The following is a 25,535-nucleotide window of genomic DNA, read 5'->3' as shown; positions in this document are numbered from 1 at the left end:
CATATAATCGACTCAGGCCGCACCTCAGCCTGGGAATGAAAACACCCGAAGAGGTGCATAAAAAAGCCGACTGCCATTGGCAGCCGGCTTGAATAAAAAAACGTCAACGTATTTTAGGACGAGACACCGTTAGCCTATTCTGATCAGGACTCCAGCAGTACTGCCTGAGCAGCAGCCAGACGTGCAATAGGCACACGCGGACCGGAGCATGATACATAGGTCAGGCCGATGCTGTGGCAGAAGCGGATAGAGGCTGGATGGCCACCATGTTCACCACAGATACCGATCTTCATGCCCGGTTTAACACCGCGGCCCCAGTTTACGGCCAGCTCCATCAGTTTGCCGACGCCGTTGGCATCGAGTACTTCAAATGGATTATCCTGAAGGATTCCAGCTTCGTTATACATCGGCAGGAATTTGTTCTCTGCATCCTCGCGTGAGAAGGAGAATGTTGCCTGAGTCAGATCATTGGTACCAAAGCTGAAGAAATCGGCCTCCTCGGCCAGCTGTTCAGCTCGCATGCAGGCACGAACGACCTCCATCATGGTGCCGAATTTGAAGATTGGTGCGATACCTTGTGACGCTTCAACCTCTTGCCTGATGGTTTCAACAATTGCTTTGATCGCGATGAGCTCTTCAGAAGTACATACCTGAGGAATCATAATCTCAGGGTGAACTTCGGTGCCTGCTTTCTGGCATACGCAGGCCGCTTCAAGTACTGCACGAATCTGCATAGCATAGATTTCAGGGAAGGTGATGCCCAAACGTACACCGCGATGGCCAAGCATCGGGTTGACTTCAAAGAGGGCGCGAACCTTTTTAAGGATCGCCTCCTTCTTCTCGATCGCTTCATCCACCAGCGATGAGTCAGCTAGCTGCTGAATTGGTGCCAGAGCACCATTGCGGGTAGAGAGCAGGCTCAGTGTTGCAGTCAGTACCTCTGAACCACGCATGGTGTCTTTCAGATGTTTCAGCTGCACGAGATCATCAATCAACTGATTCTCTGAAGGCAGGAATTCGTGGATAGGTGGATCAAGCAGACGCACGGTCACCGGGTTGGGTGACATGGTTGTGAACAGTTCAACGAAATCCTGACGTTGGATAGGCAGGAGTTTATCAAGGGCTGCCTGACGCTGTTCAAGTGTGTCGGAAACAATCATCTCCAGCACGATTGGCAGACGCTCTGCGGCATTAAACATGCGCTCTGTACGGCACAGTCCAATACCCATGGCACCATATTTAAGGGCGCGTTCAGCATCTTCAGGGATATCGGCATTGGCCATCACTTTCAGGCGTGCACGTTCATCTGCCCATGAGAGAAGGGTTTTAAGCTCTTCGGAGAACTCAGCCTCAACGGTTGCAACTGCACCGAGATAGACATTACCGGAGGTGCCATCGATGGTGATCAGATCACCCTCTTTAATAACAACTTCACCGATATGGGCGCGACGGGACATAACATCAACTTCAATGCCATCAGCTCCGGCCACGCACGGTTTGCCCATGCCACGAGCCACAACAGCAGCATGACTGGTTTTGCCACCACGTGAGGTGAGAATAGCTTCAGACACAAAGAAGCCATGGATATCTTCAGGCTTGGTCTCTTCACGCAGCAGAATCAGAGGACGATCATGCGCGGCTTTCTGCGCCACGGCCCTGTCAGCATCAAAGACTACATGGCCACATGCAGCACCGGGGCTGGCTGGAAGGCCGGTTGCCAAAGCCGTTACTTTGGCATTGGGGTCAAGGCGGGGGAAGAGCATCTGCTCCAGTGATTCAGGTGCAATACGCAGCAGCGCCTGCTCTTTAGTGATCAGTCCCTCTTCAACCAACTCGACCGAAGTGCGAACCATGGCCTGGGTGTTCATTTTACCATTACGGGTCTGCAGGCAGTAGAGGATACCTTTCTCAATAGTGAACTCGAAATCCTGAACCTCGGAGTAATGGGTCTCAAGCTTGTTACGCAGCTCTTCAAGTTGACGGTATAGATCCGGCATCTCATCGGCCATCTGGGCGATTGGTTTAGGCGTACGAATGCCTGCCACCACATCTTCACCCTGTGCATTCACCAGATATTCACCGTAAAAGATGTTTTCACCAGTACCCGGGTTACGAGTGAAGGCCACGCCTGTTGCACAGTCATCACCACGGTTACCAAATACCATAGTACAGATATTTACAGCAGTACCGTTGGCCTGATCCGGTGTGATGTTGAATTCACGGCGGTAATCAACGGCGCGTTTGCCTGACCATGAGCCGAGAACCGCTTTAATCGCCAGATCCAGCTGTTCATACGGATCTTCAGGGAAAGCGCGTCCTGTCTGGGCATGTACGATTTCAAGGAACAGGGTTGCAATCTCTTTCAGATTTTCAGCAGAGAGGCCGACATCTTCCTTGACGCCTTCACGTTTCTTGATCGCTTCAAATGGCTCATCAAAGTGCTCATCTTCAATGCCGAGAGCTACTTTTCCGAACAGCTGGATAAAACGGCGATAGGCATCATAGGCAAAACGCTCGTCACCAGTCTGCTCAATTTCACCCTGCAGTGTTTCGCTGTTCATGCCGAGGTTGAGGATGGTGTCCATCATACCGGGCATCGACATCGCGGAGCCTGATCGTACTGATACCAGCAGTGGATTATGGGCATCGCCGAATCCTTTGCCTGTCAGCTTCTCAAGTGCGGTCATCTGCTCTTTTACTTCATCCATCAGACCAGCCGGATAGGTATTGTTATTCTCCAGATAGCTAAGGCATGCCTCGGTTGTAATGGTATATCCCGGAGGGACATTCAGGCCGATCTGTGTCATCTCACACAGGTTGGCGCCTTTACCACCTAGAAGTTGTCTCGCTTTGCCGTCTCCCTCCATAAAAGAGTAGACGTATTTGTTTTGCTCATTAGTCATTATTACTTTCCCTGAAGTCCATTGAAACACGCTCTGTGTCCATGGTTATTAGTGTATTGGGCAAGTCAGAATTGGCTTACGCCGAACAGCAGCATCATACGCCTGAATGGCTTTTCTGAAAAGGGAGTATTTCTGATCAGAGACTTTTTGCATCAATTCAGAGCTGCCTCTTTTTTTACAGTGGAAATTCCTCTGCCGGAGCTGTTCGAATATGGCCGCAAATATGCACTGGTAGTTATAAGTGTTGATGCATGAATCTTTGGAGGTGAAGTAGAAAAATACAGTTAAAACAGGTGGTTGTATTGCTTTGTTAATGCCCTATATGGATCGTATTTCGATTTGGAGCGGTAATGTTTGCCGCTGCTAAGGGGAAAGAATTGCCTTTTTACAGGGGTGAAGGGTGAAGCTGACTGTCGCGCTGGGGCTGCAGTACGACAGCAGCAGACCTGATGCTTATGCTGTTGTTCCATCCGAACTTGAGCGAGCAGTGGTTGTTCCTGCTTGCAAAGATGCTGTGATTGATCTGCAGACTACACCACCACCTGCGCAGCAGTTTGAGTTCAGCTGCAGACATAACATCTTCTTTTTAACTTATACGCTGCAGGGGTTGCCCGCTCCCATCGCTCTGAACCCTGGCAGTGTGGATATGTTCGCCTGACTTTCAGAACATGCGGCTTCTGTTCCTGGCTATGAATACCTGTAAATGCTCCAGTTTGTAATCTCTACTGTATATTATAATATGTACTGCTTTATCTGCATGCTGTTTTGGCATGGATATTGATAGTAGTATGGTAGGCTGATTGATTAGCGATATCAGGGCGCCGGCATATGCCGGTAAATATTGAGGTGACATGCCGGATCAGGATTACAGTGAACACAGGAATTTTGAGCGTTATCCCATCGATTTTGATGCGGAGATTACTGGCTCTGCTCCGGGTGGAGATGCCTTCGTCGACAAGAGTGTGTTACGTAATATATCTGGCGGTGGTGTCTGCCTGTTAACGGATTTTCCCGCCTATTATGCACTTGGACGGGAGGTTTACTTAAGAATACGCCTGCCTGATACAGACAAACTGGCTGCATATATGGTCTGCAGCGCTACCGTCGCGTGGATTCACAGGAGTGAGGCAACAGAGTCTGAAGCCGAGATTGTTTTTATCGGTCTCTCTCTGAATGATCCATTAACCTTTGAGAGCCAGAAATTTTCCACCATTGCCGATGACAAGGCGTCCGGGCTCTGATGATGAAAAAGGCGATTCGATTCAGAGATATTGAGCAGGCCAGTTACAGCCTGATTGGATTTATTCCCTACCTTCTGGCCCTCTATCTGGTGATCTATCTTGATGCCGAGATCACCCCGACGCTGCTGCTGATCGGTCTCTCTGCTCTGCTTGCGCATCTGACTGGTTATTCAGTGATTCGCAAATTTGGCAGGCAGCTGTGCAATGTTCGGGATATCACCGGTCAGGCGGCGATGTCAGATGATAAGCAGTCGATTGAAATTCATGAAAATACACCCGATGAACTGGTTGGTATCATTGAGCATTTTAATACGGTACTGGCGGAATCGGAACGTTCATCGCGCAATTTCCAAGAGATGACAACCAAGCTGCTGCTCTACACCCGTGAAATAGAGGGCTACCAGAAGAAACTCAGGGAAGAGAGTCTGTCGCGCAGCCGATTGAGTCGCTATGTTGATAAGAGCCTTGTCGAAAAGATTATCAATTCAGAAGAGGATATCCCGCTACAGAATATGCAGCATGAGGTGACAGTGCTGTTTGCCGATATACGATCATTTACTTCGATTTCAGAGCACATGAGCCCTGAAGAGGTGATCGGCATGCTCAATGACTATTTTGATGCCATGGTGAAGATCATATTCAAGCACAATGGCATTCTTGATAAATTCGTGGGCGATGAGTTGATGGCCACCTTCGGTGTGGTGGGCAATCAGGATGAAGGAGCGCTGAATGCGCTGCAGGCAGCCCTGGAGATGCAGCACTGCGTGAAAGCCCTAATGCCCGAATTCAGGTTAAAAGGTTATCCGGTATTTGAGGTCGGCATTGGTGTGAATACGGGCGATGTTGTGATGGGTAATGTAGGGTCAAAAAATCGAATGGATTATACGGTGATTGGCGATACCGTGAATGTTGCAGCCCGTCTTGAGCAGATGGCAGAAGGTGAAGTTATTATTGTCGGCGAAGAGACCTATAACCGTTGTCATCATCTTATTTCCATGCAGCCAAGGGGTGATATCAAGGTGAAGAACCGTGGCGCACTGGTTAAATGTTATCAGATGAGCCTGAGTTAATACCTCAATACTCTTTCAGGCTCTTCTCCGAACAGAGAAACAGAGCCGATCTTATAGTCACCACCGCGATTGGTCATGATGAAGCCATTGAAGGGATCCTGATAGTTTCTGTCGCGCACACGCATAATCTGTTTGCCATCAATCTGGATAGTCATTACACCACTATTTGAGCGTAACCAGTTGATTTTATGCAGCTTACCATCGCCAAGCAGGTTACTTTGGTCATAGCGGTCAATCACTGCCGACATGCCTGAACGGTAGCGGATAACCTTTATGGCGGGCCGGTCACCTCCCTCATAGGCAATGCGGTAGCCGGAATCACGCTGCCTGCCTTGATACGGTCCCCATTCAAAACTGCCCTCTCTGTTTAGTCCATGCCGGCCGAATTCGACAGTGATAGCAAAAGCATTGCTGATCTGTGCCGCAGTCGAAATATCTGCCTGAGTGGAGAGTGCGGTGGGTTGCGTCTCTGCTCTTCTATCACCCGGTTGTATCACCCCCTCCAGCAACATGCCAAGGATTGCCTCTTCAGTGGACTGGCGTGGCTTATCCTGAGTCAGGGGTTGTCGTCTGTTTTCAAGGCGGGAGCGGAGTTTGCCAGAGCGGTCAATCCGGAAGTGATCCATATCGCCATGCCAGACAGGGTTTCTGGTCAGATCCCCATCGCGGAAATCATCATACAGAACCTGTTTGCGCCAGGGGGCGTCGTAGCGAGAGGTAAGATCGCGAAGCTGGTCAATAAACCGGTAGTTGGCACTTCGATCGCGCTCCGCCTGATCGGTTAATTGCTTTAGTTCCTTGACGAGTTGTTGTGTCTGTTGCTGATCCGATTGTGCCAGTAGGGGGGCAGGCGCCCATAATATCGCTAGCATTATCCACATTACTTTCATGACAATCTCCCTGATAATCAGTCGGTCAGGCTGCTTCTCTGAGGCCCATCCTCTTCTTCGTTCTCCTCATCATCATCCTCTTCTTCATCTTCCTCAAGCTCTTCGGGCCTGTTTCTATCGATAAAGTAGATGATCAGTCCTGTGACAACGGCAATAAAGGCCAGTGTCAGTACAACGGTGGCTGAAGGTGGAAGATCGAGAAAGTCCGCGAGCAATGTGCCTGCGGTACTGGCAATAACCGCCAGTGTCAGTGCCTGCCATGTTGGTCCGTTATGACCACGCCGCCAGACTGAGAGGGCAGGCATGACCAGGTAGGCGAATACCAGCAGTACACCGATGGCATAGATCGCCGGTACAATGATCAGGCTTAAACCGGCATAAAAGCGCAGACGGCCACTGAAGGTATTGCTGTGCTCAGGCAGGGCAAGCAGCAGTCCCAATCCGGCAAATACGGATAGTTCAATGATACCTTGCCAGTCGATACCCAGCACGCTACCGAACAGCAGCCCCATAAGCTGGCCCTCTCCATAGGGGAGTAGGGATAACAGCACCATGCCAACCGATGCTGCAAAGGCGTATACCGCACCCATCACCGCCTCTTTGGGAAGCGGTGTATCCTCATCCATCAGTGCCATCAGAACCAGTGCGATGGAGGTGGTTGCCGCAGCGGCATAAACGCCCGGTATTTGCAGTGCCATGCCCATGGCGTAACCGGTTGCTGCAACCTGTGCCAGAGCCAAGTCGACAAATACGATGCGTCGCTCTAGCACCCGTTGTCCGAGCACCGGCAGGGTTATGGCGATCACCAGCGTGGCTATTAAAACAGTCAGTAAAATCATTGGCTCCACCTCGCTACGCGCTCTACCATCAAATCAAACATGCCGATGTACCCCTCTGTACCATAACCTTCAACGGCATCCGGTAGTATCATCATTTTAATGCCAGCTGCGCCGGCAAGGCGCTTGGCAATCGCTCTGTTGTTGTAGGGTTCAACCCAGATCAGCTTGACGTTTTTCTCCCTGATCACTCTGAGCAGGTCATCCATATAACGTGTTGATGGTTCAATGCCGGATCTCGGCTCAATAAAACCACCCAGTTCGATATTCATCGCTTCCATGAAATAGACATAGGTGTTGTGGTAGGTGATCACCACACCAGTATGAATATTCATATGATCACGCCATACCGGCAGCTTCTCTTTGACTGCCTTCTCAAATTCGGATGCCCGCTGCAGATAACGCTCAGCGTTGACCGCATCAAGTTCACTCAGGCGAACGGCTAGTGCATGGGCAACTTTGATGCCCATTTCAGGGTCTAACCACCAGTAGGGGTTTTTATCCGGTGACCACTGGCTGATCTGCTGCGAGCTCATGCCACGTGGTACACCTATCGCTTCAATGGCATCACCACCGCTGAAATAACCATCGCTGCCGGGAATGATTTTGCTGTTGCCTGAGCGTTTTATGAGCGAGGGAAGCCATGAGGACTCCAGACCAAAACCGACGCTGAAGAGTAGTAGGGCACTGCTCAGGGCACGGGCATGGCCGGGGCGGGGTGAGAATACATTGGGATCGTGGCCGATGCTGGTGAGTGATTTGACGTGAATATCTATGCCGCCGACAGCCTGAGCAATCTGGGCGAGGGCGGGTACGGTTGCGACAACATGAGGTTTGGCAGTTGCAGGGGAGGGGAAAGAGATCAGGAGAAGCAGCAGGGGGACTGCTGCTGTATAGATCGACTGAAGCACTGCTGATTTTTTCAGCAGAGACATAATATTCCGTATGATCTGTTATTTAGCATCATTTACCCCGGCAAATGTCTGTTTTTATGATCTATTTCCTATAATCTAAGCAGGTTTAGTGCCAACTTGCCATAGTAGTTGGTATAATTTTAATTTATGTAATCTATAACTTTTATAAGTTAGTTATTTTGTAAAGATCGGTTAGAGTATCCCCAAGATTTGAATGTGGGGGCAGTTATGACCGATAAGGATCAGTACAAGATTCACGAAGAGCCATTTTATCAGGCACAGGACGATGAGATCGAGCTCTATGAAGCCGCTTATGCCGCACGATTGCCGGTGATGGTGAAAGGGCCAACAGGTTGTGGTAAATCACGTTTTATTGAATATATGGCATGGAAACTGGACAGGCCGCTTATTACCGTGGCCTGTAATGAAGATATGACAGCTTCGGATCTGGTAGGTCGTTACCTGCTGGATGCCAACGGCACACGCTGGCTGGATGGTCCGTTGACCACTGCAGCACGCATTGGTGCGATCTGTTACCTCGATGAGGTGGTTGAAGCGCGTCAGGATACCACGGTTGTAATCCATCCTTTGACTGACCATCGTCGTACACTGCCGCTGGATAAGAAGGGCGAGCTGATTGAAGCACATCCTGATTTTCAGTTGGTGATCTCCTATAACCCGGGTTACCAGAGCCTGATGAAGGATCTGAAACAGTCGACCAAACAGCGTTTTGCCGGTTTTGAGTTCGACTATCCAACGGCTGAAGTTGAGACCGGTATCATTGCTAAAGAGACCGGTATTGATACGGAACTGGCTGCTAAGCTGGTAGGTATTGGTGGCACGGCCCGCAACCTCAAGGGTCATGGTCTGGATGAAGGTATCTCTACCCGTCTGCTGACTTATGCTGCAGCTCTGATTAAGGGTGGCGTAGCGCCTAAGGCTGCATGCCGTATGGCACTGGTGCGTCCGATTACCGATGACGCAGACATCCGCGATACACTTGATCACGCCATTGACGCGACCTTCGGCTAATCGCGTTATTTCACACAGGCTTACGGCTCTGCTGAGAGGTTAAGGTATTCCTATGGTTGAAACAGTCACAAGAAGAAAGATGGACGTCGAGATGTACTGGCAGCGCTTGAACTGCAAGTTTGCTCAGGTTGACCGGGTCTTTGATGATTGCATGGTAGAGGCCAAAGCCCGACTTTCGAGTCAGGGACTGGTTGCCTATATCGAACATGCAGGTTTCCTTGGTAAGCTTGGGCGAGGGCCTGAGCCTGTTCTGGTCTATCTGGAAGAGGCACCGATTGTCGCTTCAGAGGTTGGTGAAGAGGCGCTGGCGGATCTGCGCGAGTTTGCACACTACCTCTCGACCCATACCAACTTTAAGGCGATGGTGCCGTTTCTGCAGACCAGTGGCGCTGTAGCTCGACGCCTGAAAACCTATAAGTTGTTTCGTCAGTATATTGAAGTGTTACGTGATATGGTGGAGAAAACCTCCGTCTCTGTACTTGGTCACCACACCACATTCCCAAGCCCCGGCCTGCCCGATCTTCTCAAGCAGGCACCAAGGCTGTTGATTGAACTCTCCCTCGAAGGGTTTAAAAACTGGGTCGAGTACGGCATCAACTATTACAGCACACATCCCGGACGTCAGGTCGACTACTTCAGCTTCCAGTCACCGGATGCGCATGCTGTGATGCAGCGTGAACGCCATGGTACGTTGCTGATGGATCATGAGCGCAAACTTGATTCATACATGCGCGGCCTGTGGGCTGATCACGATTATCTTGTGCCATATTCGCTGGCCTTTGATGAGTTGCGCAAACCGATGCCTTACTATGATGATCTGGGTATCCGCATTCCTGATGTCTATGATGATGATCGGGGAGTGAAGGGAATTGATCGTTATCGCGCTGCACTGGCGCATATGGCTGCACATCGTCGCTGGAGCCAGAAGATGGTGGTGGATAACTGGAGCCCGTTCCAGCGCCTGGCTGTTGAAACCTTTGAAGACTCGCGTGTCGAATATCTGGCCATGCAGCGCTTCCCCGGTTTGAGAAAGATCTTTCTTGCCCTGCATCCGATCCCGGATGAGAAGGCGTTGCAGCTGGAGAGTACGTCCCTGATTAATCTGCGTTTGGCGATGGTTTCCAGGGCGATTCTTGATCCTGATTACCAGTATGAGAATGCAGATGTGCGTGAGTTTGTCGGCCGTTTCTTTGCTGAGATGGAGAAAGATGGCTCCAAGAGCATGGATATGGCGATGATTGCCCTCTCTTTTATTGGTCGAACCCGTAAGCAGTCTGATGCGTTGCCCAACACCTATTTCGATAATACTGAGGTCGATTATCGTGATGATAATCGTCATCTCTGGATCTATATCGAGCAGGGTGATGATGAAGAGACAACCTTTGAACACCTTGATCAGAAGCAGCAGGATAATGAAGAGCTGAAAGGCCTTCCCCCGCGTCACTATCATGAGTGGGATTATAACGCCGTTCACTATCGTCCGGATTGGGTGAGTGTCTATGAATCACTGCACCCGCGCGGCAATGCAGCGAAAATCGATAAACTGCTTGATAAACACAAGGCGTTGGCCAAACGTTTGAAGGCGATGCTCGATATGCTTAAACCTCAGGATAAGGTGCGTATCCGTTATCAGGAGGAGGGCTCTGAACTTGATCTGGATGTAGCGATTCGCTCATTGATCGATTTCAAGGGTGGTTCTCAACCCGATACACGTATCAATATGAGTCACAAAACCGATGGTCGTGATGTTGCGGTGATGCTATTGCTCGATCTGTCGCAATCGCTCAATGAGAAGGCGGTGGGTTGCAATCAAACCATTCTCGAACTCTCTCAGGAGGCAGTATCACTACTGGCCTGGGCTGTGGATCAGGTAGGTGATAAATTCGCTATTGCCGGTTTCCACTCTGATACACGTCACAATGTTCGATACTTTCATATGAAAGGTTATAACGAACCCTGGAATGATGAAGTCAAATCACGACTAGCCGCCATGGAAGCGGGTTTCTCAACCCGTATGGGTGGTGCGATGCGTCATGCAGCTCACTATCTGAAAGCACAGCAAGCAGATAAAAAGCTGATGCTGATTCTCACCGATGGAGAACCGGCTGATATCGATGTTGATGATGATCAGCTATTGATTCAGGACGCCAAGCAGGCGGTGAAAGAGCTGGGTGCTGATGGTATTTATAGTTATTGCATCAACCTTGATCCCAAGGCGGATGAGTATGTGGCAGATATCTTCGGCAAGCAGTACACCATTATTGATCATGTCGATCGTCTGCCCGAGAAGTTGCCGGAACTGTTTATCGCACTGACAAAATAAGATATGTTAAGGGGCCCAATATGGGCCCCTTTGCTTTTTTCAACAACGTAATACCTTATAATATAGGTCATCCATTGTTTGCCGTTGAAAAAAACAGTATTGCCTTCGCAGAGGCTGAATTTTAAGTGTTGCCTATAAAATAGGCAGGTGATGATTAAAGCATGACCAATTCTACGCTGATGCAAAATAAAAAACGTTGCAAAATAAGCATTCTCAATATGGCACTACGATTGCTTTGTCTATTTGATTACTAAAACCTATAACTAGAGGACATCATCAATGAGTGGAAACGAATCCCGACTTCAAGCAATTCATCAGATCACCAATCGTCAGGCGACACCTGTAGATCAGCCTGAGCCATTGAGCAAGATCTGGGCTACTGATGTATTTAATTTGGCAAAAATGGAGGAGTGCCTCTCCAAGAGCGCCTTCAAAGCGATCAAGAAAACGGTTCAGACCGGTGAACCGCTTGATCCGGCGACTGCCGAGGTTGTTGCCGCAGCCATGAAAGAGTGGGCAATGGGTAAGGGTGCCAAGTTCTTCTCCCATATCTTCTATCCGATGACCAATGCCTCTGCTGAAAAGCATGATGGCTTCATCGTGACCAACTCCGAGGGCAACGCCATCACCGAATTTTCCGGTAGCCTGTTGATCAAGGGTGAACCGGATGGTTCATCATTCCCTAACGGTAGTATCCGCATGACCAATGCCGCACGTGGTTATACTGCCTGGGACCCAACCAGTCCGGCCTATATTATGCAGACCGAGAATGGTGCGACATTGACCATCCCAAGTGTGTTTATGTCATGGACCGGTGAAGCATTGGATAAGAAGATTCCGCTGTTGCGTTCCAATGCAGCGATGAACAGAGCCGCACAAAAGGTGCTCTCATTGATGGGTGAAACGGAAATCGCTCCGCTGAACTCAAGCTGTGGTGCTGAGCAGGAGTATTTCCTGGTCGATGCCAACTTTGCCGCCGCTCGTCCTGACCTGTTGCTGGCTGGACGTACCCTGTTTGGAGCGCCTTCAGCCAAAGGTCAGCAGTTTGATGATCACTACTTCGGTGCGATTCCACAACGCGTTCAAGTCTTCATGCAGGATTTTGAAGAGCAACTATACAGACTCGGTATCCCCGCAAAAACCCACCACAATGAGGTTGCACCGGGTCAGTTTGAGATCGCGCCCTATTTTGAAGCGGCCAATGTCGCTGCCGATCACCAGCAGCTATTGATGACCGTGTTGAAAAACAGTGCCAAGAAACACGGCTTCCTCTGCCTGCTGCATGAGAAGCCATTTGCTGGTATCAACGGCTCCGGTAAACATGTGAACTGGTCGGTGGGTAATGCTACTCAGGGTAACCTGCTTGATCCGGGTGATACCCCGCATGATAATCTCAACTTCCTGCTCTTCTGTGGTGCTGTGGTTCGTGGAGTGCATCTGCATGGGCCGCTGCTGCGTGCTGCGATTGCTACCGCCTCCAATGATCATCGTCTGGGTGCGAATGAGGCTCCGCCTGCGATTATGTCTGTTTATCTCGGTGATCAGCTTGAAAAGCTATTTATGGATATCAAAGAGGGCAATCTCAGTGTGACAGAAGAGGGTGGTGAGATGGATCTTGGTCTCTCCCAGATTCTTAACTTCAAACGCGATCCGGGCGACCGTAACAGAACCTCTCCATTTGCTTTCACCGGCAACCGTTTTGAGTTCCGCGCTGTTGGCTCTGCTCAGTCTGTGTCAGGACCACTGGTTGTGATGAATACCATGTTGGCTGACTCCCTGGAGTGGATAGCCGGTAAACTTGATGCTGAATTGGCATCAGGTAGCGATCAGGCGACGGCTGTGCTTGCTGTGCTTAAAGACCTTATCAATGAACATGGCAATGCAGTATTTGGTGGCGATGGCTACTCAACCGACTGGCATACTGCGGCTGTTGATGATCGTGGGCTCAAAAATATTCCAACAACTGCTGACGCACTGCCTGCACTGCGCGAGGCATCGGTAAAAGAGCTGTTTGCATCGACTGGCGTACTCTCTCCTGTTGAGCTGGAGAGTCGTTTTGAGGTCTATTCAGAGCAGTATATTCTGGCTATTGAACTGGAGGCCAATCTGGTTGTGGAGATGGCAAAATCGAGCATCTATCCCACCGCAATCTCCTATCTTTCAGAACTTGCAGCAGCCAATGTAAGTATGGCTGAGATGGGCATTGAACTGGATAGTTCAACAGCTAAAACTGTTGCAGCTGAAGCCAATGCAATGATGGCTGCTGTTGCAAAACTGAGTGTAGCACTTGAGCAGCACGATTTTGCATCGACTGAAGCGCATATGCAGTACCTTGCCAAGGATGTACGCTCTCTGATGGATGAGGTGCGTTTGCATGCTGATGCGCTTGAAGGTGAAGTATCTGATGAACTCTGGCCTCTGCCTAAATACCGCGAGATGCTGTTTATCAAGTAAAATAGATCTACAGGATAATAGAAAAAGGCCGCTTTTCAGCGGCCTTTTTTGTTTCATTCTCTCACATTGTCGTGGTGAATCCAGTCAGCACCGAGGGTGCCCTGCAGGCGTTGCAGGTAGTCATCACTTGTCACCCTCTCAATCATGCGATCAGTCTTGCTGATACGTTCGGCAAGATGTGCGCGTCTCTCATGCTCATCTTCATCAAGCACAGTGATCTGAGCATTGAGATTCTCGCGGTGCTGTAGCCAAACCTGAGAGTCACGAGCCTGTTTAATGTTCAGGCGTTCCTGGTACCAGTCACTCTGCAGCAGCTCCTCGCGACTGAACATCTGGCGGATGGATGGATCATGAATATCCCTGCCCTGGTAATGACCATGAGCCATGATATGCAGTAGTGCCTGCAGTGGCGGGCAGGCATCATCAATAGAGCTATCCTCGAAGTAGGAGAGGGCGACGCGCTGGTGAGCTTCGCATATATTGTTGATGCCATCGACAAAGCTTTCCATATCCTGCGTTTCCGGTTTCAGCATCGCTTTATCAAACACAGCCACAGGTGTATCAAACAGTTTGCCGAAATGGTTGCGCACGAAACGCTTGCTGATCCGGTAGCCAAGACGACTGGCAAGCACGGTTTTACCGTTGTATTCAAAATCTTCCAGTTTTTTCAGATAGCCCCATTTGATCATATATTGAGGCTTCTGAACTTTGGCCGGCAGGCGGCACCAGATTTCAGGTATTAACATGCTGATGTCATGATCGATGCGCCGTTTTGATCCAATGTAACCGGCAGCCGTGGAGAAGCCGTCATAACCACAGAGGATAAAGGAGACCAGTGCTGTATTAAGGTCTGCTGTGGCGCTAAGCGGATTGAAAGGGCCCTTGGTGAGTGCCCCCTCAGAACCGGCACCTGTAGTGGATGGTGATTTGCCGGTCAGGCTGCAGATGAAATCCATGAACAGCTCAGGAAGTTTCTGATAATGGATCGGATTATAGACCGCCAGTGGCCGGATGCCCGGTTCCGCCGGATTGTTTCGTCGTCCGGTCAGAACCGCATTAACCGGAAGGTAGACCTTCTGTTCCGGTTCAAGTCCCCGGCGCAGACGGGTGCTGACTTCAGCCAGATATTTCGAGCGCGGATCGGCAAGATCAGGACGATCCTGCAGGTAGCGGACATTCAGGCTCGGTTTACCATCGACAATTCTCGGATGTGCGCTGGAGATGAAGTAGAGCGACTCATCCATCTCTGAAGCATGGCGGATCAGCGACTGCATAGGTTCGCTGAACTCCTCAAAATGCATCACATCATCCATCAGTTCACGGGCATCGTCCCGCTGCATAGGCTGGAAATTGGAGATAAAGCTGTTGCCGCTGGAGAGATCAGACTCGGTCTGTGTATCCGACCCACGGTTAACCGCTTCATCAGGCCTTTGGAAGAGTCTTTTTTCACAGTTGTCCACCAGCTTGATGCAGGGGTGGTCATACTCCGGGTTGAGCCCGCTGACATAACTTGCAGGAATGACAATCGAGGCGCTGATATCATCCTCCATCTGGATTTTATCCGATGCGATAAAGTCCTGACGCAACTTGAACAGGCGCCAGCTGCCATCATCTGCAAAACCGACACGCAGATAGCTGGCCATCAGCTTGCGACCATTGTATCTCAGTTCATGACCGGGACTGCCGTTAACCGTATCAACGGAGAAGTGCTCGTGCCAGTTCTCTCCCCAGGCAGTTCTGTAGAAGCGCTTGATCATGAAGACCAGTGCGAGAATGTGGCTCGGAATGGTTTTCAGCCAATGGTTGTACTCATCTGTGTAGTCGAGAATCGAAGGGGTTAGCAGTTTGATCACAGAGCCCAGACTGCGCTCCTTGCTCAGCAGCGTTCGAGAATCACTTTTCTCCGATTCAGGATGACGGAAGCGGTCACTATAGTTACGCTCAAAGATAGCCCTAACCTGTTTGAGATCCTGTTCAAAGTTATCGACATAGGTTGGCCCTGAGATCACTGCACCGGCAATCGACTTGGAGATCTCCGATTTGCCGCCGCCAGATACGGTACTTGGTTTATGACAGAAGGTGCCTTCACCAATGGTGCCGATCAGTCGCCAGCTTGGTGAGTGGGCATGGCGCGCCATATGTACCCTGAAACCACTGGGGTAGATAAAGGTATTAGCGGCCAGCAGTTTGATCTGTGACGGTCCGTTTGGACCTTGCCAGCAGATCTGCATCTCATGCATACTGATCTGCGCATCTTCAGGCAGATAGATGATGTCGGGGTACTGCTTATCAACCGCATAACCTTCCGGTTTGAGCTCTATCTTATCGCTCAGGCGATGGCATAGGTCGGCAAAGGTGTGATTGTCGAGCATATCACTGGCACGCGGGATATAGACCTCACCAAGGTTGTAGCGTGGAAATGCCAGTGCGCCACCGGCATGCTCCTCTTCACAGCCACCGAAGAGGTTGGCCGAATAACTGATCTGGGATTTAATCTCTTTCTTGCTGTAGCCGAAGTAGTTGTCGGCAATGATGGTGACGATAACACCGCGTTTGTCACGGCAGACCACTTTAAATGCCTGACCATCGTTATAGAGATCATCTTCATGCTGCCAGCACATGCCGTCATGGCGCTGGCGATCAGTGGCCTCATCAATGTGCGGTAGCCCCAGTGCCTTCTTCTTCAGCTTCACCAGATGCGGGGCGAGAATGATGCAGCCGCTCTGGCCGGTCCAGTGCTCGATATCGGCTGCAGCATCATTTTCAGTCAAAAACGGATCACCGGCATTACCGAAGATCGACTCTACAAAATCGAGATTGGAGACCAGACCACCGGGGGCAAACATGCGCACCTCCAGACTCTTGTCTGATAACAGGCCGGCAACACCGACAACACCCGGCACGCCCGGGCGTACTTTCGGGCGTAGTAACAGCGATACCCATACCTCCGCCTTCTTCTCCTCCTCACTGGTGGCAGGCAGCTCCATTAGAGAGCGGGGGGGATTCAGTGCCTCTTTGATCAGGGCACCATAGGTGGCAACCGGCACCTCAAGTTTATCAGCCGGCACAGGCAGGCCACCGGCAGCAATATGGAATACTCCCTTAGTGGTGCGGCGGTCGCTTTTCGGGTTGTGCAGCACCCCCTGTAGCAGGCGGTAGGAGTCGACCAGATCGGAGTGGAAATGGGTGCCGTTGAGCGGCAGCGATACTTCGCGCGCCATGCCGGGACGATCAAGAACAAATGTGGTGCCGGGCAGCTCCACCTGTTGCTCAACACCATGCTCAGCCAGATAGGCATTGAGAAAGTTCTGAATGCGTTGATCGGCAGGGCAGCGGTAGGCTGAGAGCAGACGGCGTTGGCGTGCGTAATGTTTGAGCAGACTGTCAGCAATGGTCAGGTAGGAGTGGTCTCCACCCTCAAGTTTGCAGGTCGGCTGACCCAATGCGGCCAGCTTGAGATTGATATGCTGGTGCCACACATGCGGTGGCGCTGCACTATGATCATTTTCTGTTGTAAAGACAGGCTCATTCATTGACTAAATCCGGTATTCAAGTTCATTTAAATTACTCGTCTATTCTACCCATCTGAGTGGCTGGATACCATCTGAATTCTAATGCTATACCAATGCTCTTTCAGGTTTTTAACGCACTGATTATACAGCAATGGCTATGCCAATGGTGAAGGGTGAAATATCAATGCCTTTAGCCTGATTGAGTTGGATGAATGCTTAATGAATATGCAGGGCTGCTCATTGGACAGACACTGTGATGATTAATTTTATCAGTTCGGCTTGTTGGTGTAGGGCCACTTAGGCGTGTTTTCACGCTCAATCTCTTGCAGCATATCAAGATAGAGTTTCTCCACCTTGGTTCGTGCCCAGGGATTTCTTCGCAGGAATTTCAGGCTCGATTTTACCGAAGGGTCGTTGTTAAAACATTTGATCCTGACGTAGATGCCCAGCTCACCCCAACCATAGTGTTCAACCAGCGCATTGAGGACTTTCTCCAGGGTCATGCCATGCAGTGGGTTGTTGGGCTGTTCATTCATAAACCGGACTCTCTCCTGTCATAGACCACGCCAAGTATACGAACAATCAGCGGCAAGTCTCGCAATGCTGGGGCCTGGTAAACAGTCATCAGCATTAACCCGGACGAATGGCGATCCAGATGGTGTGGTGTACGCCGGATTTTTCCGAGAGCGAACGCACCTGCTTCTGATCCACATCGAAACCGACCTTCATCATACGCTGGGTAAATGCCTGATCTTTGGAGGCAGACCAGACAGTAAGCACACCACCGGGTTTAAGTGCATCATAGGCATTGTTCAGTCCGCGCAGGCCATACAGGGCATCGTTATCATCACGGCTGAAACCATCCGGGCCATTGTCGACATCGAGCATAATGGCATCGAAGCCGTTTTTGTTTTCACGCATTACTTTGCCGACGTCCTGTTCCAGAATGTGAACACGCTCATCCTCTATCGGGCTGCCAGCCAGAATACCCAGGTATTCCCGGTTCCAGCGAACCACGGCCGACATCAGTTCAGAGACAGTTACCCGCGCACAATCGGTTGTGTTGGCAAGTACTGCAGCCAGTGTGTAACCCATGCCAAGACCGCCCACCAGAAGATGAGGTTTTTTCCGCCCGGCAATCGCTTTGCAGGCCAGTTCCGCCAATACATCTTCCGAGTAGTGCAGGCGGCTGTTCATCAAGTCGCCAGCTTTATCCACGCGAATCGAATAATCGATACCACGTTTATACAAGCGCATGGTAGTACCGTGTTCAGTGGCTTCATCAATGAGTCTGAAGGGGATCATGGCTAACTTCCTTTCGTCAGCCTTAAATCCGCTGAATATATTATGTTGAGAACTCTGCCCTTAGAATCAGAAAAACAAAATAACAGCTATACAATGGTACAAGGGTAGACCTGCCCCCGCTGTCGGTTTCGTCTGAATGTTATGCAGGGTTGATTTCGGCAGCGACCACTGAGATCTCTACCAATAGCGCTTCTCGAGCCATACTGGCTGTGACACAGGCGCGAGCTGGTGCATGCCCCTCTGGTACCCAGTTGTCCCAAACTTCATTCATCTCGGCGAAGTACTTCATGTCTTTGATATAGATCGTTGCCGATAAAATATGATTCCTGTCGCTACCGGCTTGTTGCAGCAGCTCATCGACCTTCTCCAGCATCGTTGCTGTCTGCTCTTTAATGCCTTGCTCGGCATCTTTGCAGACCTGGCCGCACAGATAGATTGTGCCGTTGTGTTTAACGATTCTGCTCATTCGTTGTTTTGTTTGCATGCGTTCAATCATGGTCTACACCTTTAAATGTTCATCGTTGTTATGACTCCGATTCATGGAATCGTCGGATATCGAATGGTTCGATTGGCAGATCGGTTTTTCCATCGAGAATCAGTTCGCTCATGATACGGCCAACAACCGGCGAGAGCTGGAATCCGTGTGCAGAGAAACCGAAAGCGTGAAAGATGCCGGCAGCTTTCGAGCTGGCCCCGATCACAGGGATATTGTCGGGCATAAAGCCTTCGATGCCAGCCCATGTGCGCACAATGCGAACCTGAGCCATATGGGGAAAGAAGCGGGTCACGGTTTGGGCGCTGGTCTTCAGCGTGGCAAAGTCGATCACCGACTGCTCGCGCTCAAAATCGAGCTTGGCCAGATGGGCACCACCGATAATCACCGTACCGTTCTGCATCTGTTTGAAGGAGAGCTGGTAGCCCTCTGCGCCTACGGTCAGATCAAGAAATGGCGGTAGCCGCTCTGTTACCATCAATGTCGGCGCTTTCGGGATAAGCGGTACCGACTCTCCCAGCATGGCGGCGAAACGGTTGGCCCAGGCTCCGGCACAGTTCACTACGGTTGCAGCAGAGAACACCCCCTGAGTAGTTTCAAGCTTCCAGCCATCACTGCTCTCTTCGATGCCCAGCACCTCAACACCGCTACGGATTTCAGCACCGAGCGCGATTGCCTTGTGGCGAAATGCTGTGGCGGCATGGAAAGGTCTGGCAGAGCCATCATCGGGATTGTAGAGCGCACCGACACATCCACCGACAAGCTTTGGCACAAGCCTGTAGAGCGTTTCGCTATCAATGATCTGCTCATGCTGATAACCCTGCGCCTGCAGTGTATCCACACGCGCCTGCAGCTTCTGCAGTTGTGCACTGCTCTCAGCAACCCTGACCTGACCATTGAGCACGACATCGCAATCATCATCCACCAGTTCGCGGATATTTCTCCACATCTCTGCAGCGGCAACCGTAAGCGGAATCTCAGCCATGTGGCGATTAAGCTGGCGCAAACCACCGGCATTCACACCTGAAGCGTGGCGGCCGGGGCTCTCTTTTTCCAGCACGATAGCTTTGATGCCGCGACGCCCCAGCTGCAGGGCAGTCGAGAGGCCCTGTAATCCGCCACCGATAATGATCACATCTGCTTTCATTCTGTTTCCAACCCGGCAAGCTGCTCAATCGTTAATGGTCGAATCGGCGGACGAATACGATAGCCGCCGGAAATCATCTTTTTATCACCCAGTTCACGGGCAACAATCTGGCTGACTGCGTTATCACATTGGCGACCCTGACAAGGCCCCATGCCACAGCGGGTAAGGAACTTCACCTGATTGGCATCCTTATGGCCGGCATGGATGGCCGTGCGTATGGCTCCGGCATTGATCTCTTCACAACGACAAACCATGGTTTCATCCGGCGGTGCACTTAACAACTCAGCCGGAGGATGGAAGCGGGCCTCTAAAAAGGGGCGCACACGCAGATCATCCCGCATCCAGCCCTGATCTTTACGGGCAGCAATATCCCTCTGTTTTTCATCTATGCGGCCCAGAGCACGTGCCGCCTCAAAACCGGCGATACGACCGGCATGTCGTGCTGCAACTGCACCGCCGATGCCGGAGCCGTCCCCGACAATGGCAATACCATCGATTGAGGAGTTATCCCACTCATCGGCCACCGGACGCCAGCAGAGCTGATTGGCATCCCAGCTGTGATCACAACCGGCACAACGGCTCAGATGGCTGTCTGGGATGACGCCAAAGTGGCTTAATAGCAGATGGGTATCAATACGCTTCCTGCCGCCGCGATGGGTGAACTCAACCGCCTCCAGTGTATCGCCGCCAACCGCATGAAATTCAGTCACACCACTATAAAACTTCACCCCTGCCATCTTGAGTTGCAACTGATATTTCAAGCCTTTGAGGATGTAGTGGTGGGCGAGCAGTGCGCCAGGCAGATGCGGCAGGGCGCGCCAGATATTGCCGGCTGGAGACATATCCAGAATGGCGTGAATCTTCACACCGGCATGCAGGTATTGCCAGGCAAGCAGCAGAAGCAGGGGGCCAACACCGGCCAGAACCACACCCTGTGCGGGCACAAGTCCGGAAGATTTCAGTAAGATCTGTCCTGCACCTGCACTCATCACACCCGGCAGTGTCCAGCCGGGGAAGGAGACCGGGCGCTCCATGGCTCCGGTTGCAATGATAATGCGATCAGCAGAGATCAGAGAGGCTTTGCCATCGCGCAGAAGGCCTATCTCCCGTTGGCTATTCAGGTTCCATAGTGTGGTGGAGGGCAGATAGCTGGCACTACTCTGGTTAAACTGATCAATCAGTTTGCGTCCGTAGTTATAATCGGGGCCGAGCAGTGAGGCGCGCTGCTCAGGAATTGTGCCTACGGCGCGATAGATCTGGCCGCCGGGATTGGCCTGTTCATCAATTAGCAGGCATTCAACGCCAGCGTTGGCCGCAGTGGTCGCAGCAGCCAGACCGGCCGGGCCACCACCGATGACGATCAGTTCATGCTTCTGCATCAGCTGTATCCTTCAGCTGTACCGATCTGGCGGCGAATCTGCATCCCTTCCTCTACAGTAATCTGACAGGATTGCCGGTTTGGTACACCATCGATCTCCACCAGGCACTCATAGCAGACACCCATCATGCAGAAGGGGGCACGCGCTGCTCCCGATATGGGCGTGGTACGGCACGATCGAAGCCCCGCAGCAAGCAGTGCGGCAGCTACTGAATCACCTTCACGTGCTTGTGTGGGTTGGCCATCAATATGGATCTCAACCCAGCGACTCTCAGGCTCATCTAAACGACGGAAAACAGGCATCGAACTACAGAAGCACCTTACTGGCGATATCAAAGTGTTCAAAAATCATCTCGTGCTGTAGCTCCAGAGATTTGCCCACGCCGGCAGCCTTGGCACGCTTAAACATGGTCAGCGCAATGGCGACATCAAGGAATGAGAGCCCTACGGCATCGAAATAGATGCGCTCATCATCTGATTCGCGACCCGGCTTATCGCCCGATACCAACTCATGCAGATCTGCATGAACATCGTCATCACTGATCAGCCCCTCTTTATACATCCGGCTCACTGTCTGCGTACGATGCTTCACCGTATCCCAATCGTCGCAGACAATCTTGTCGCAGAGGGCGGCCACAGCATATTCATCCTCCCAGCCACCAACATGGCTGTAAAAGGCACCCGGCTTGACCCACTCAGCTTTCAGCAGTGGTGCCTGAGCACCTGTTGCGGTGACCAGAATATCGGCCCCCTCCATCGCTAAGCGGATATCACCGTTTGTAGCGACAAACTCCATATCGGGCAAAATCGGAGAGAGCTGATCGATAAATCCCTGCTCCTCAGCAGCACTCAGCGCCGTAACACGGCATACCTTAAGCGAGGGGCGCACCACCTTCATCGCCAGAAGGTGCATCTTTGCCTGCTCTCCGGCACCGATAAAGCCGATGGTTTCCGCATTCTTAATGGCAAGATGCTTCGCAGCAACAGCACCAACAGCTCCCACCCGCATATTGGAGGCGAGCGTGCCATCCATCACCGCGACAGGGAAACCGCGTTCGATCTCCGACAATACAAAAATTGCCGATAGATTCTGCACATCATATTTGCGTGGATTATCAGGGAATACCGACACCCATTTTACACCGCATATCTTCTCATCAAGCATCGTTGCTGGCAGACAGTTGATCCGGTTCTGAGTCGCTTCGTCGAAAATCTGTACAATTTTCTCCGGAAACATGATCGAACCTTTTTCAAAGTCCAATAGCGTCTGCTCCACTACCCCGATAATCAAACGCATATCAAAACAGCCTGCGTCAAGCAGGCTCTCCTGAGAAAAATAATTAAAATCTACTTCGTGATGACTCATGTCGTCCTTCTTTTGATGATCTCTATTTGATCCAAAACCCGGATTCTCCGGGAAGGTTTTACGGCAGAAGATGATACATAAAACATGCTCTGAATTAAAGGTCGATAAACCATCGAATTGATGTTTTTTAATAAAATATCAGATAATTTTAGCATGCTGAATTTCATGTCAAAGCAGGACTTGGCGTGGGAGTCATGAATGTTGAATCATCTTGCTCGATATTTTTGATGATGGCGCAATCCACGCAATCTTTGCCATCCGGAGGCCGATATGCCGACAATGAATGTTTCACTCACGAAAGAGTTAATGCAGTTGGTGCAAAGCAAAGTGGCCAGCGGCATGTACAACAACGCCAGTGAATTTATTCGCGAAGCCATTCGCAACACCGACTCCAACGATAAGCTTCTTCACGAACTGAAACTGGCCCGTCTGAAAGAGATGCTAAAACCGGGCCTGGTTGAAGCCAGAGAGGGTGTGCATGCCGACTACGATTACGAACATTTGATGCGCGAGTTGGACAGCCGGAGCTGATGGCCGTTTTCCGTCTCACTCCTGCTGCGAAGGCCAGCCTTATTCAGATTGCTGCTTTTACTGAACAGCGTTGAGGCCGAAAGCAGAGGTGCGCTTACATCAAGCAGCTTGATCACTGCTTTCATCTTCTCAACAGATCACCCGAGATTGGTAGAGTCAGAACGGAGATCGCCTCGGAACTAAGTAGTCACCCGTCCGGCAGCCATATCATTTACTATCTTACGAAAGCTGATCACATCGTTATCGTCGATATCCTGCATCAAAATATGGACCCAGTGCGCCACCTTCCATCTCAGCAGTAATGATAAAATGTTGTAATGCAAGACCATGCCTCGGGTGCTTGCTATTAAGTCATTGCTTACAATGTCCATTTTGACCCTGAAAAGGAGCCTCTAAGCCCAATAAATAGGGCTTATTTCTGCACTAATACAACTGAATCAATGCTTTAGCTTGGTCCGACCCCGTCGGTTTGGTCGGTTTCGACAGAAAATCACCTGTTGGCGAAATAGATATAGGTGTAAAGCAGGGTAGAGGCAGTGACATAGAACTGATCGACCATTTTCCTGCGTGCCAGGTTTTCTCGGGAATTGGTCAGGTCGATCAGGGCTTGCCTGATGAGGAAGGTGTAGAGGATATAGAAGAGAAAAGGGATCACATGAACGGAGAGGGGGTAATTACCAACGACTTTCCCGAAAAAGGACAGTATCCAATTGATCTCGGTATAGATGCCGAACAGTCCCAGGGCGGAGTTGATGAACATCCATTTGACTTCATCACGGCCGAAAAAGGTAAGATAGAAGACGATGTAGGACAGAATGGCAATGCCACCAAAGAGATAGAGAAACAGGGTTGGCGGACCCTCATCCGAATAGGCCATGACAAAACCGGAGAGACCGAAAGCCAGCATATGAAATAGAAAGAAGGGGTAGATTTTCAGCCCTGAAATTTCACTCCCTTTTGGATACAGCTTGCCGTTGATCTTTATGTCGTTGCGAAGTTTCATGCTGATGCAGTAGGGGTAGAGGGGGCTGGGTTAATATGGCGCATGTCTTACCCTCCATTGCTTTATATCAACAGAGATTAGATAAGTTGAACACCTTCGGCAATTATCATTAACTCGGAGACAAAGCTTTATGGTACTTTTCCCCAATGAAAGAAGAGCAGCGTAAGCGTATCATCGATAAACATCGCGATAGCCTGACCAGACATGGCTATCACCCCAATGCGCTCTACTGGTCGAGCCGTGAGATTCAGGAGATTCGCTTCAATGTGCTGGCGGATATCGGCATTCAGAATGGTGATTCGGTGCTCGATGTTGGTTGTGGATTCGCTGATTTCAAAAGCTGGATTGAGGGGCAGGGAGTGCCTGTTCACTTTACCGGTGTCGATATCTCTCCCGATCTGATCTATACGGCACGCGAGCGGCATCCTGAGTGTGAACTGTTGTGTGCTGAGTTGAGCGATTTTGAACTTGAGAATGGTGCATTTGACTGGGTGGTTCTATCCGGTGCGATGAATGAGCAGCTTCATGATGAGGGGGAGTATGCGCGCAGACAGATCGCCCGCATGTATGCCCTGTGCCGCAAGGGTGTTGCCTTTAATATGCTTGATGCTCGCCATCTCAGGGCACATGACCTGCAGAGTGTTGATCCACTTGAGATGCTGGCGTACTGCAAAACACTCTGCCCCAATTGCGAGTTGCATGACGACTATCTTGCTAATGATTTCACCATCTATATGAGACGTTGAAGCAGGGGGCGATTACGCCTGTTCGGATTCTGTTTCGATAAATGAGAAGCGCTGACCGATGGTGTCGGCACAGGTAATCAGGGTGCCAATGCCCGGAATCTCCAGTTTTGAGCGGACAATATCACCACCTCCTTCAATAAAACGCTCGGCAATTTTATCGATGGAACTTACTTCGGTGATCGCTTTGGATGCTGTGGAGACATGGATGAAATCGAAAGGGGCATCATAAACATCGATATGCCAATCATTCTGCTCTTGATGGTGAACCCTGTTCTCAGAAAAATAGCGATGCTGCCTGTTGGTCAGTTCTGATAGATTCATAGTCCTCATGACACTACCTCGCATTTTTTATTTCATCTCACCTCATACAGATATCTATCGCATATATTGA

Annotated in this window: 23 protein-coding genes and 1 pseudogene; 10 read left to right on the top strand and 14 right to left on the bottom strand. The window is 50.6% G+C overall.

The window, feature by feature from the left end; translation table 11 throughout:
- Positions 1-92: pseudogene (locus tag F3F96_RS12750) on the top strand (integrase); the annotation flags it as partial.
- A gap of 51 nt (positions 93-143) precedes the next feature.
- On the opposite strand, the gene ppdK reads toward F3F96_RS12750, so the two are convergent.
- Positions 144-2,903 (bottom strand): pyruvate, phosphate dikinase, encoded by a 2,760-nt coding sequence (gene ppdK / locus F3F96_RS10755; RefSeq protein WP_176963261.1) that lies wholly within the window; start codon positions 2,901-2,903, stop codon positions 144-146.
- Between the two features lie 400 nt (positions 2,904-3,303).
- On the opposite strand from ppdK, the gene F3F96_RS10750 reads away from it, so the two are divergent.
- The 3 genes from F3F96_RS10750 to F3F96_RS10740 all read left to right on the top strand — a co-directional run bounded on the left by F3F96_RS10750 (position 3,304) and on the right by F3F96_RS10740 (position 5,214).
- Positions 3,304-3,561: a hypothetical protein gene (locus F3F96_RS10750; RefSeq protein WP_176963260.1), complete on the top strand. Its 258-nt coding sequence runs from the start codon at positions 3,304-3,306 to the stop codon at positions 3,559-3,561.
- A gap of 193 nt (positions 3,562-3,754) precedes the next feature.
- Positions 3,755-4,144 carry a PilZ domain-containing protein gene (locus F3F96_RS10745; RefSeq protein ID WP_176963259.1) on the top strand — a complete coding sequence of 130 codons (390 nt, stop codon included), beginning with the start codon at positions 3,755-3,757 and terminating at the stop codon, positions 4,142-4,144.
- Positions 4,144-5,214 carry an adenylate/guanylate cyclase domain-containing protein gene (locus F3F96_RS10740; protein WP_176963258.1) on the top strand — a complete coding sequence of 357 codons (1,071 nt, stop codon included), beginning with the start codon at positions 4,144-4,146 and terminating at the stop codon, positions 5,212-5,214. The genes F3F96_RS10745 and F3F96_RS10740 overlap by 1 nt, the downstream gene beginning before the upstream one ends.
- Here F3F96_RS10740 and F3F96_RS10735 read toward each other — a convergent pair.
- From F3F96_RS10735 to F3F96_RS10725, 3 genes are read right to left on the bottom strand one after another with little or no spacing between them, the layout of a single operon-like run.
- Entirely contained in the window at positions 5,211-6,104 is an 894-nt protein-coding gene (locus F3F96_RS10735) for a hypothetical protein (RefSeq protein WP_176963257.1), read from the bottom strand. The genes F3F96_RS10740 and F3F96_RS10735 overlap by 4 nt on opposite strands.
- Positions 6,105-6,121: 17 nt before the next feature.
- Positions 6,122-6,943, bottom strand: a complete 822-nt coding sequence (locus F3F96_RS10730) for a metal ABC transporter permease (RefSeq protein ID WP_176963256.1) — start codon at positions 6,941-6,943, stop codon at positions 6,122-6,124.
- Positions 6,940-7,875 carry a metal ABC transporter substrate-binding protein gene (locus F3F96_RS10725; protein ID WP_176963255.1) on the bottom strand — a complete coding sequence of 312 codons (936 nt, stop codon included), beginning with the start codon at positions 7,873-7,875 and terminating at the stop codon, positions 6,940-6,942. Before F3F96_RS10725 ends, F3F96_RS10730 begins: the two co-directional genes overlap by 4 nt.
- Before the next feature lie 207 nt (positions 7,876-8,082).
- On the opposite strand from F3F96_RS10725, the gene F3F96_RS10720 reads away from it, so the two are divergent.
- From F3F96_RS10720 to F3F96_RS10710, 3 genes are all read left to right on the top strand, one after another.
- Positions 8,083-8,886, top strand: a complete 804-nt coding sequence (locus F3F96_RS10720; RefSeq protein ID WP_176963254.1) for a CbbQ/NirQ/NorQ/GpvN family protein — start codon at positions 8,083-8,085, stop codon at positions 8,884-8,886.
- Between the two features lie 52 nt (positions 8,887-8,938).
- The gene (locus F3F96_RS10715) at positions 8,939-11,209 is read left to right on the top strand and encodes a nitric oxide reductase activation protein NorD (protein ID WP_176963253.1); all 2,271 of its coding nucleotides are present in this window, start codon (positions 8,939-8,941) and stop codon (positions 11,207-11,209) included.
- 279 nt (positions 11,210-11,488) lie between these two features.
- Entirely contained in the window at positions 11,489-13,663 is a 2,175-nt protein-coding gene (locus F3F96_RS10710) for a glutamine synthetase III (protein WP_176963252.1), read from the top strand.
- A gap of 53 nt (positions 13,664-13,716) precedes the next feature.
- On the opposite strand, the gene F3F96_RS10705 is transcribed toward F3F96_RS10710, so the two are convergent.
- From F3F96_RS10705 to F3F96_RS10670, 8 genes are all read right to left on the bottom strand, one after another.
- Positions 13,717-17,196 carry a hypothetical protein gene (locus F3F96_RS10705; RefSeq protein WP_176963251.1) on the bottom strand — a complete coding sequence of 1,160 codons (3,480 nt, stop codon included), beginning with the start codon at positions 17,194-17,196 and terminating at the stop codon, positions 13,717-13,719.
- A 248-nt stretch (positions 17,197-17,444) separates the two neighbouring features.
- A complete protein-coding gene (locus F3F96_RS10700) occupies positions 17,445-17,711 on the bottom strand; it encodes a VF530 family DNA-binding protein (RefSeq protein ID WP_176963250.1) in 267 nt (88 codons plus the stop codon).
- Between the two features lie 94 nt (positions 17,712-17,805).
- Complete coding sequence (locus F3F96_RS10695) at positions 17,806-18,480, bottom strand: spermidine synthase (protein WP_176963249.1); 675 nt, start codon at positions 18,478-18,480, stop codon at positions 17,806-17,808.
- 139 nt (positions 18,481-18,619) lie between these two features.
- On the bottom strand, positions 18,620-18,976 hold the full coding sequence (locus tag F3F96_RS10690; RefSeq protein ID WP_176963248.1) for a RidA family protein: 357 nt from the start codon (positions 18,974-18,976) through the stop codon (positions 18,620-18,622).
- A gap of 28 nt (positions 18,977-19,004) precedes the next feature.
- Positions 19,005-20,120 (bottom strand): FAD-binding oxidoreductase, encoded by a 1,116-nt coding sequence (locus F3F96_RS10685; protein WP_176963247.1) that lies wholly within the window; start codon positions 20,118-20,120, stop codon positions 19,005-19,007.
- Positions 20,117-21,499 (bottom strand): NAD(P)/FAD-dependent oxidoreductase, encoded by a 1,383-nt coding sequence (locus tag F3F96_RS10680; protein WP_206675330.1) that lies wholly within the window; start codon positions 21,497-21,499, stop codon positions 20,117-20,119. The genes F3F96_RS10685 and F3F96_RS10680 overlap by 4 nt, the downstream gene beginning before the upstream one ends.
- Positions 21,499-21,801, bottom strand: a complete 303-nt coding sequence (locus F3F96_RS10675) for a (2Fe-2S)-binding protein (protein ID WP_176963246.1) — start codon at positions 21,799-21,801, stop codon at positions 21,499-21,501. The genes F3F96_RS10680 and F3F96_RS10675 overlap by 1 nt, the downstream gene beginning before the upstream one ends.
- A 4-nt stretch (positions 21,802-21,805) precedes the next feature.
- Positions 21,806-22,864, bottom strand: a complete 1,059-nt coding sequence (locus tag F3F96_RS10670) for an ornithine cyclodeaminase family protein (protein WP_176963245.1) — start codon at positions 22,862-22,864, stop codon at positions 21,806-21,808.
- 270 nt (positions 22,865-23,134) lie between these two features.
- Between F3F96_RS10670 and F3F96_RS10665 the strand changes: the two genes are divergently transcribed.
- Both F3F96_RS10665 and F3F96_RS12745 read left to right on the top strand, forming a co-directional pair.
- On the top strand, positions 23,135-23,395 hold the full coding sequence (locus tag F3F96_RS10665) for a type II toxin-antitoxin system ParD family antitoxin (protein ID WP_206675329.1): 261 nt from the start codon (positions 23,135-23,137) through the stop codon (positions 23,393-23,395).
- 98 nt (positions 23,396-23,493) lie between these two features.
- On the top strand, positions 23,494-23,697 hold the full coding sequence (locus F3F96_RS12745; RefSeq protein WP_176963279.1) for a type II toxin-antitoxin system RelE/ParE family toxin: 204 nt from the start codon (positions 23,494-23,496) through the stop codon (positions 23,695-23,697).
- 188 nt (positions 23,698-23,885) lie between these two features.
- Here F3F96_RS12745 and F3F96_RS10655 read toward each other — a convergent pair whose 3' ends face one another.
- A complete protein-coding gene (locus F3F96_RS10655; protein ID WP_176963244.1) occupies positions 23,886-24,398 on the bottom strand; it encodes a hypothetical protein in 513 nt (170 codons plus the stop codon).
- A gap of 146 nt (positions 24,399-24,544) precedes the next feature.
- On the opposite strand from F3F96_RS10655, the gene F3F96_RS10650 reads away from it, so the two are divergent.
- Positions 24,545-25,144: a trans-aconitate 2-methyltransferase gene (locus F3F96_RS10650; RefSeq protein WP_176963243.1), complete on the top strand. Its 600-nt coding sequence runs from the start codon at positions 24,545-24,547 to the stop codon at positions 25,142-25,144.
- 12 nt (positions 25,145-25,156) lie between these two features.
- Here F3F96_RS10650 and F3F96_RS10645 read toward each other — a convergent pair whose 3' ends face one another.
- Entirely contained in the window at positions 25,157-25,465 is a 309-nt protein-coding gene (locus tag F3F96_RS10645; RefSeq protein WP_241697794.1) for a hypothetical protein, read from the bottom strand.
- Positions 25,466-25,535 lie beyond the last annotated feature (70 nt).

Source organism: Mariprofundus sp. NF, from assembly GCF_013387455.1.
Lineage (GTDB): Bacteria > Pseudomonadota > Zetaproteobacteria > Mariprofundales > Mariprofundaceae > Mariprofundus.
Note: the sequence above shows the minus strand (reverse complement) of the source record. Positions and strands in the feature narration are given on the sequence as shown.

What these genes read in the sequence shown, in the direction of transcription:
- F3F96_RS10670 (WP_176963245.1), bottom strand. Translation starts at nt 22,864, where the DNA reads ATGAGTCATCACGAAGTAGATTTTAATTATTTTTCTCAGGAGAGCCTG.
- F3F96_RS10675 (WP_176963246.1), bottom strand. Translation starts at nt 21,801, where the DNA reads ATGCCTGTTTTCCGTCGTTTAGATGAGCCTGAGAGTCGCTGGGTTGAG.
- F3F96_RS10665 (WP_206675329.1), top strand. Translation starts at nt 23,135, where the DNA reads ATGCCGACAATGAATGTTTCACTCACGAAAGAGTTAATGCAGTTGGTG.
- F3F96_RS10735 (WP_176963257.1), bottom strand. Translation starts at nt 6,104, where the DNA reads ATGAAAGTAATGTGGATAATGCTAGCGATATTATGGGCGCCTGCCCCC.
- F3F96_RS10645 (WP_241697794.1), bottom strand. Translation starts at nt 25,465, where the DNA reads ATGAATCTATCAGAACTGACCAACAGGCAGCATCGCTATTTTTCTGAG.
- F3F96_RS10700 (WP_176963250.1), bottom strand. Translation starts at nt 17,711, where the DNA reads ATGAATGAACAGCCCAACAACCCACTGCATGGCATGACCCTGGAGAAA.
- F3F96_RS10690 (WP_176963248.1), bottom strand. Translation starts at nt 18,976, where the DNA reads ATGATTGAACGCATGCAAACAAAACAACGAATGAGCAGAATCGTTAAA.
- F3F96_RS10730 (WP_176963256.1), bottom strand. Translation starts at nt 6,943, where the DNA reads ATGATTTTACTGACTGTTTTAATAGCCACGCTGGTGATCGCCATAACC.
- F3F96_RS10655 (WP_176963244.1), bottom strand. Translation starts at nt 24,398, where the DNA reads ATGAAACTTCGCAACGACATAAAGATCAACGGCAAGCTGTATCCAAAA.
- ppdK (WP_176963261.1), bottom strand. Translation starts at nt 2,903, where the DNA reads ATGACTAATGAGCAAAACAAATACGTCTACTCTTTTATGGAGGGAGAC.
- F3F96_RS10745 (WP_176963259.1), top strand. Translation starts at nt 3,755, where the DNA reads ATGCCGGATCAGGATTACAGTGAACACAGGAATTTTGAGCGTTATCCC.
- F3F96_RS10685 (WP_176963247.1), bottom strand. Translation starts at nt 20,120, where the DNA reads ATGAAAGCAGATGTGATCATTATCGGTGGCGGATTACAGGGCCTCTCG.
- F3F96_RS10715 (WP_176963253.1), top strand. Translation starts at nt 8,939, where the DNA reads ATGGTTGAAACAGTCACAAGAAGAAAGATGGACGTCGAGATGTACTGG.
- F3F96_RS10720 (WP_176963254.1), top strand. Translation starts at nt 8,083, where the DNA reads ATGACCGATAAGGATCAGTACAAGATTCACGAAGAGCCATTTTATCAG.
- F3F96_RS10710 (WP_176963252.1), top strand. Translation starts at nt 11,489, where the DNA reads ATGAGTGGAAACGAATCCCGACTTCAAGCAATTCATCAGATCACCAAT.
- F3F96_RS10680 (WP_206675330.1), bottom strand. Translation starts at nt 21,499, where the DNA reads ATGCAGAAGCATGAACTGATCGTCATCGGTGGTGGCCCGGCCGGTCTG.
- F3F96_RS10725 (WP_176963255.1), bottom strand. Translation starts at nt 7,875, where the DNA reads ATGTCTCTGCTGAAAAAATCAGCAGTGCTTCAGTCGATCTATACAGCA.
- F3F96_RS10695 (WP_176963249.1), bottom strand. Translation starts at nt 18,480, where the DNA reads ATGATCCCCTTCAGACTCATTGATGAAGCCACTGAACACGGTACTACC.
- F3F96_RS10650 (WP_176963243.1), top strand. Translation starts at nt 24,545, where the DNA reads ATGAAAGAAGAGCAGCGTAAGCGTATCATCGATAAACATCGCGATAGC.
- F3F96_RS10705 (WP_176963251.1), bottom strand. Translation starts at nt 17,196, where the DNA reads ATGAATGAGCCTGTCTTTACAACAGAAAATGATCATAGTGCAGCGCCA.
- F3F96_RS10740 (WP_176963258.1), top strand. Translation starts at nt 4,144, where the DNA reads ATGATGAAAAAGGCGATTCGATTCAGAGATATTGAGCAGGCCAGTTAC.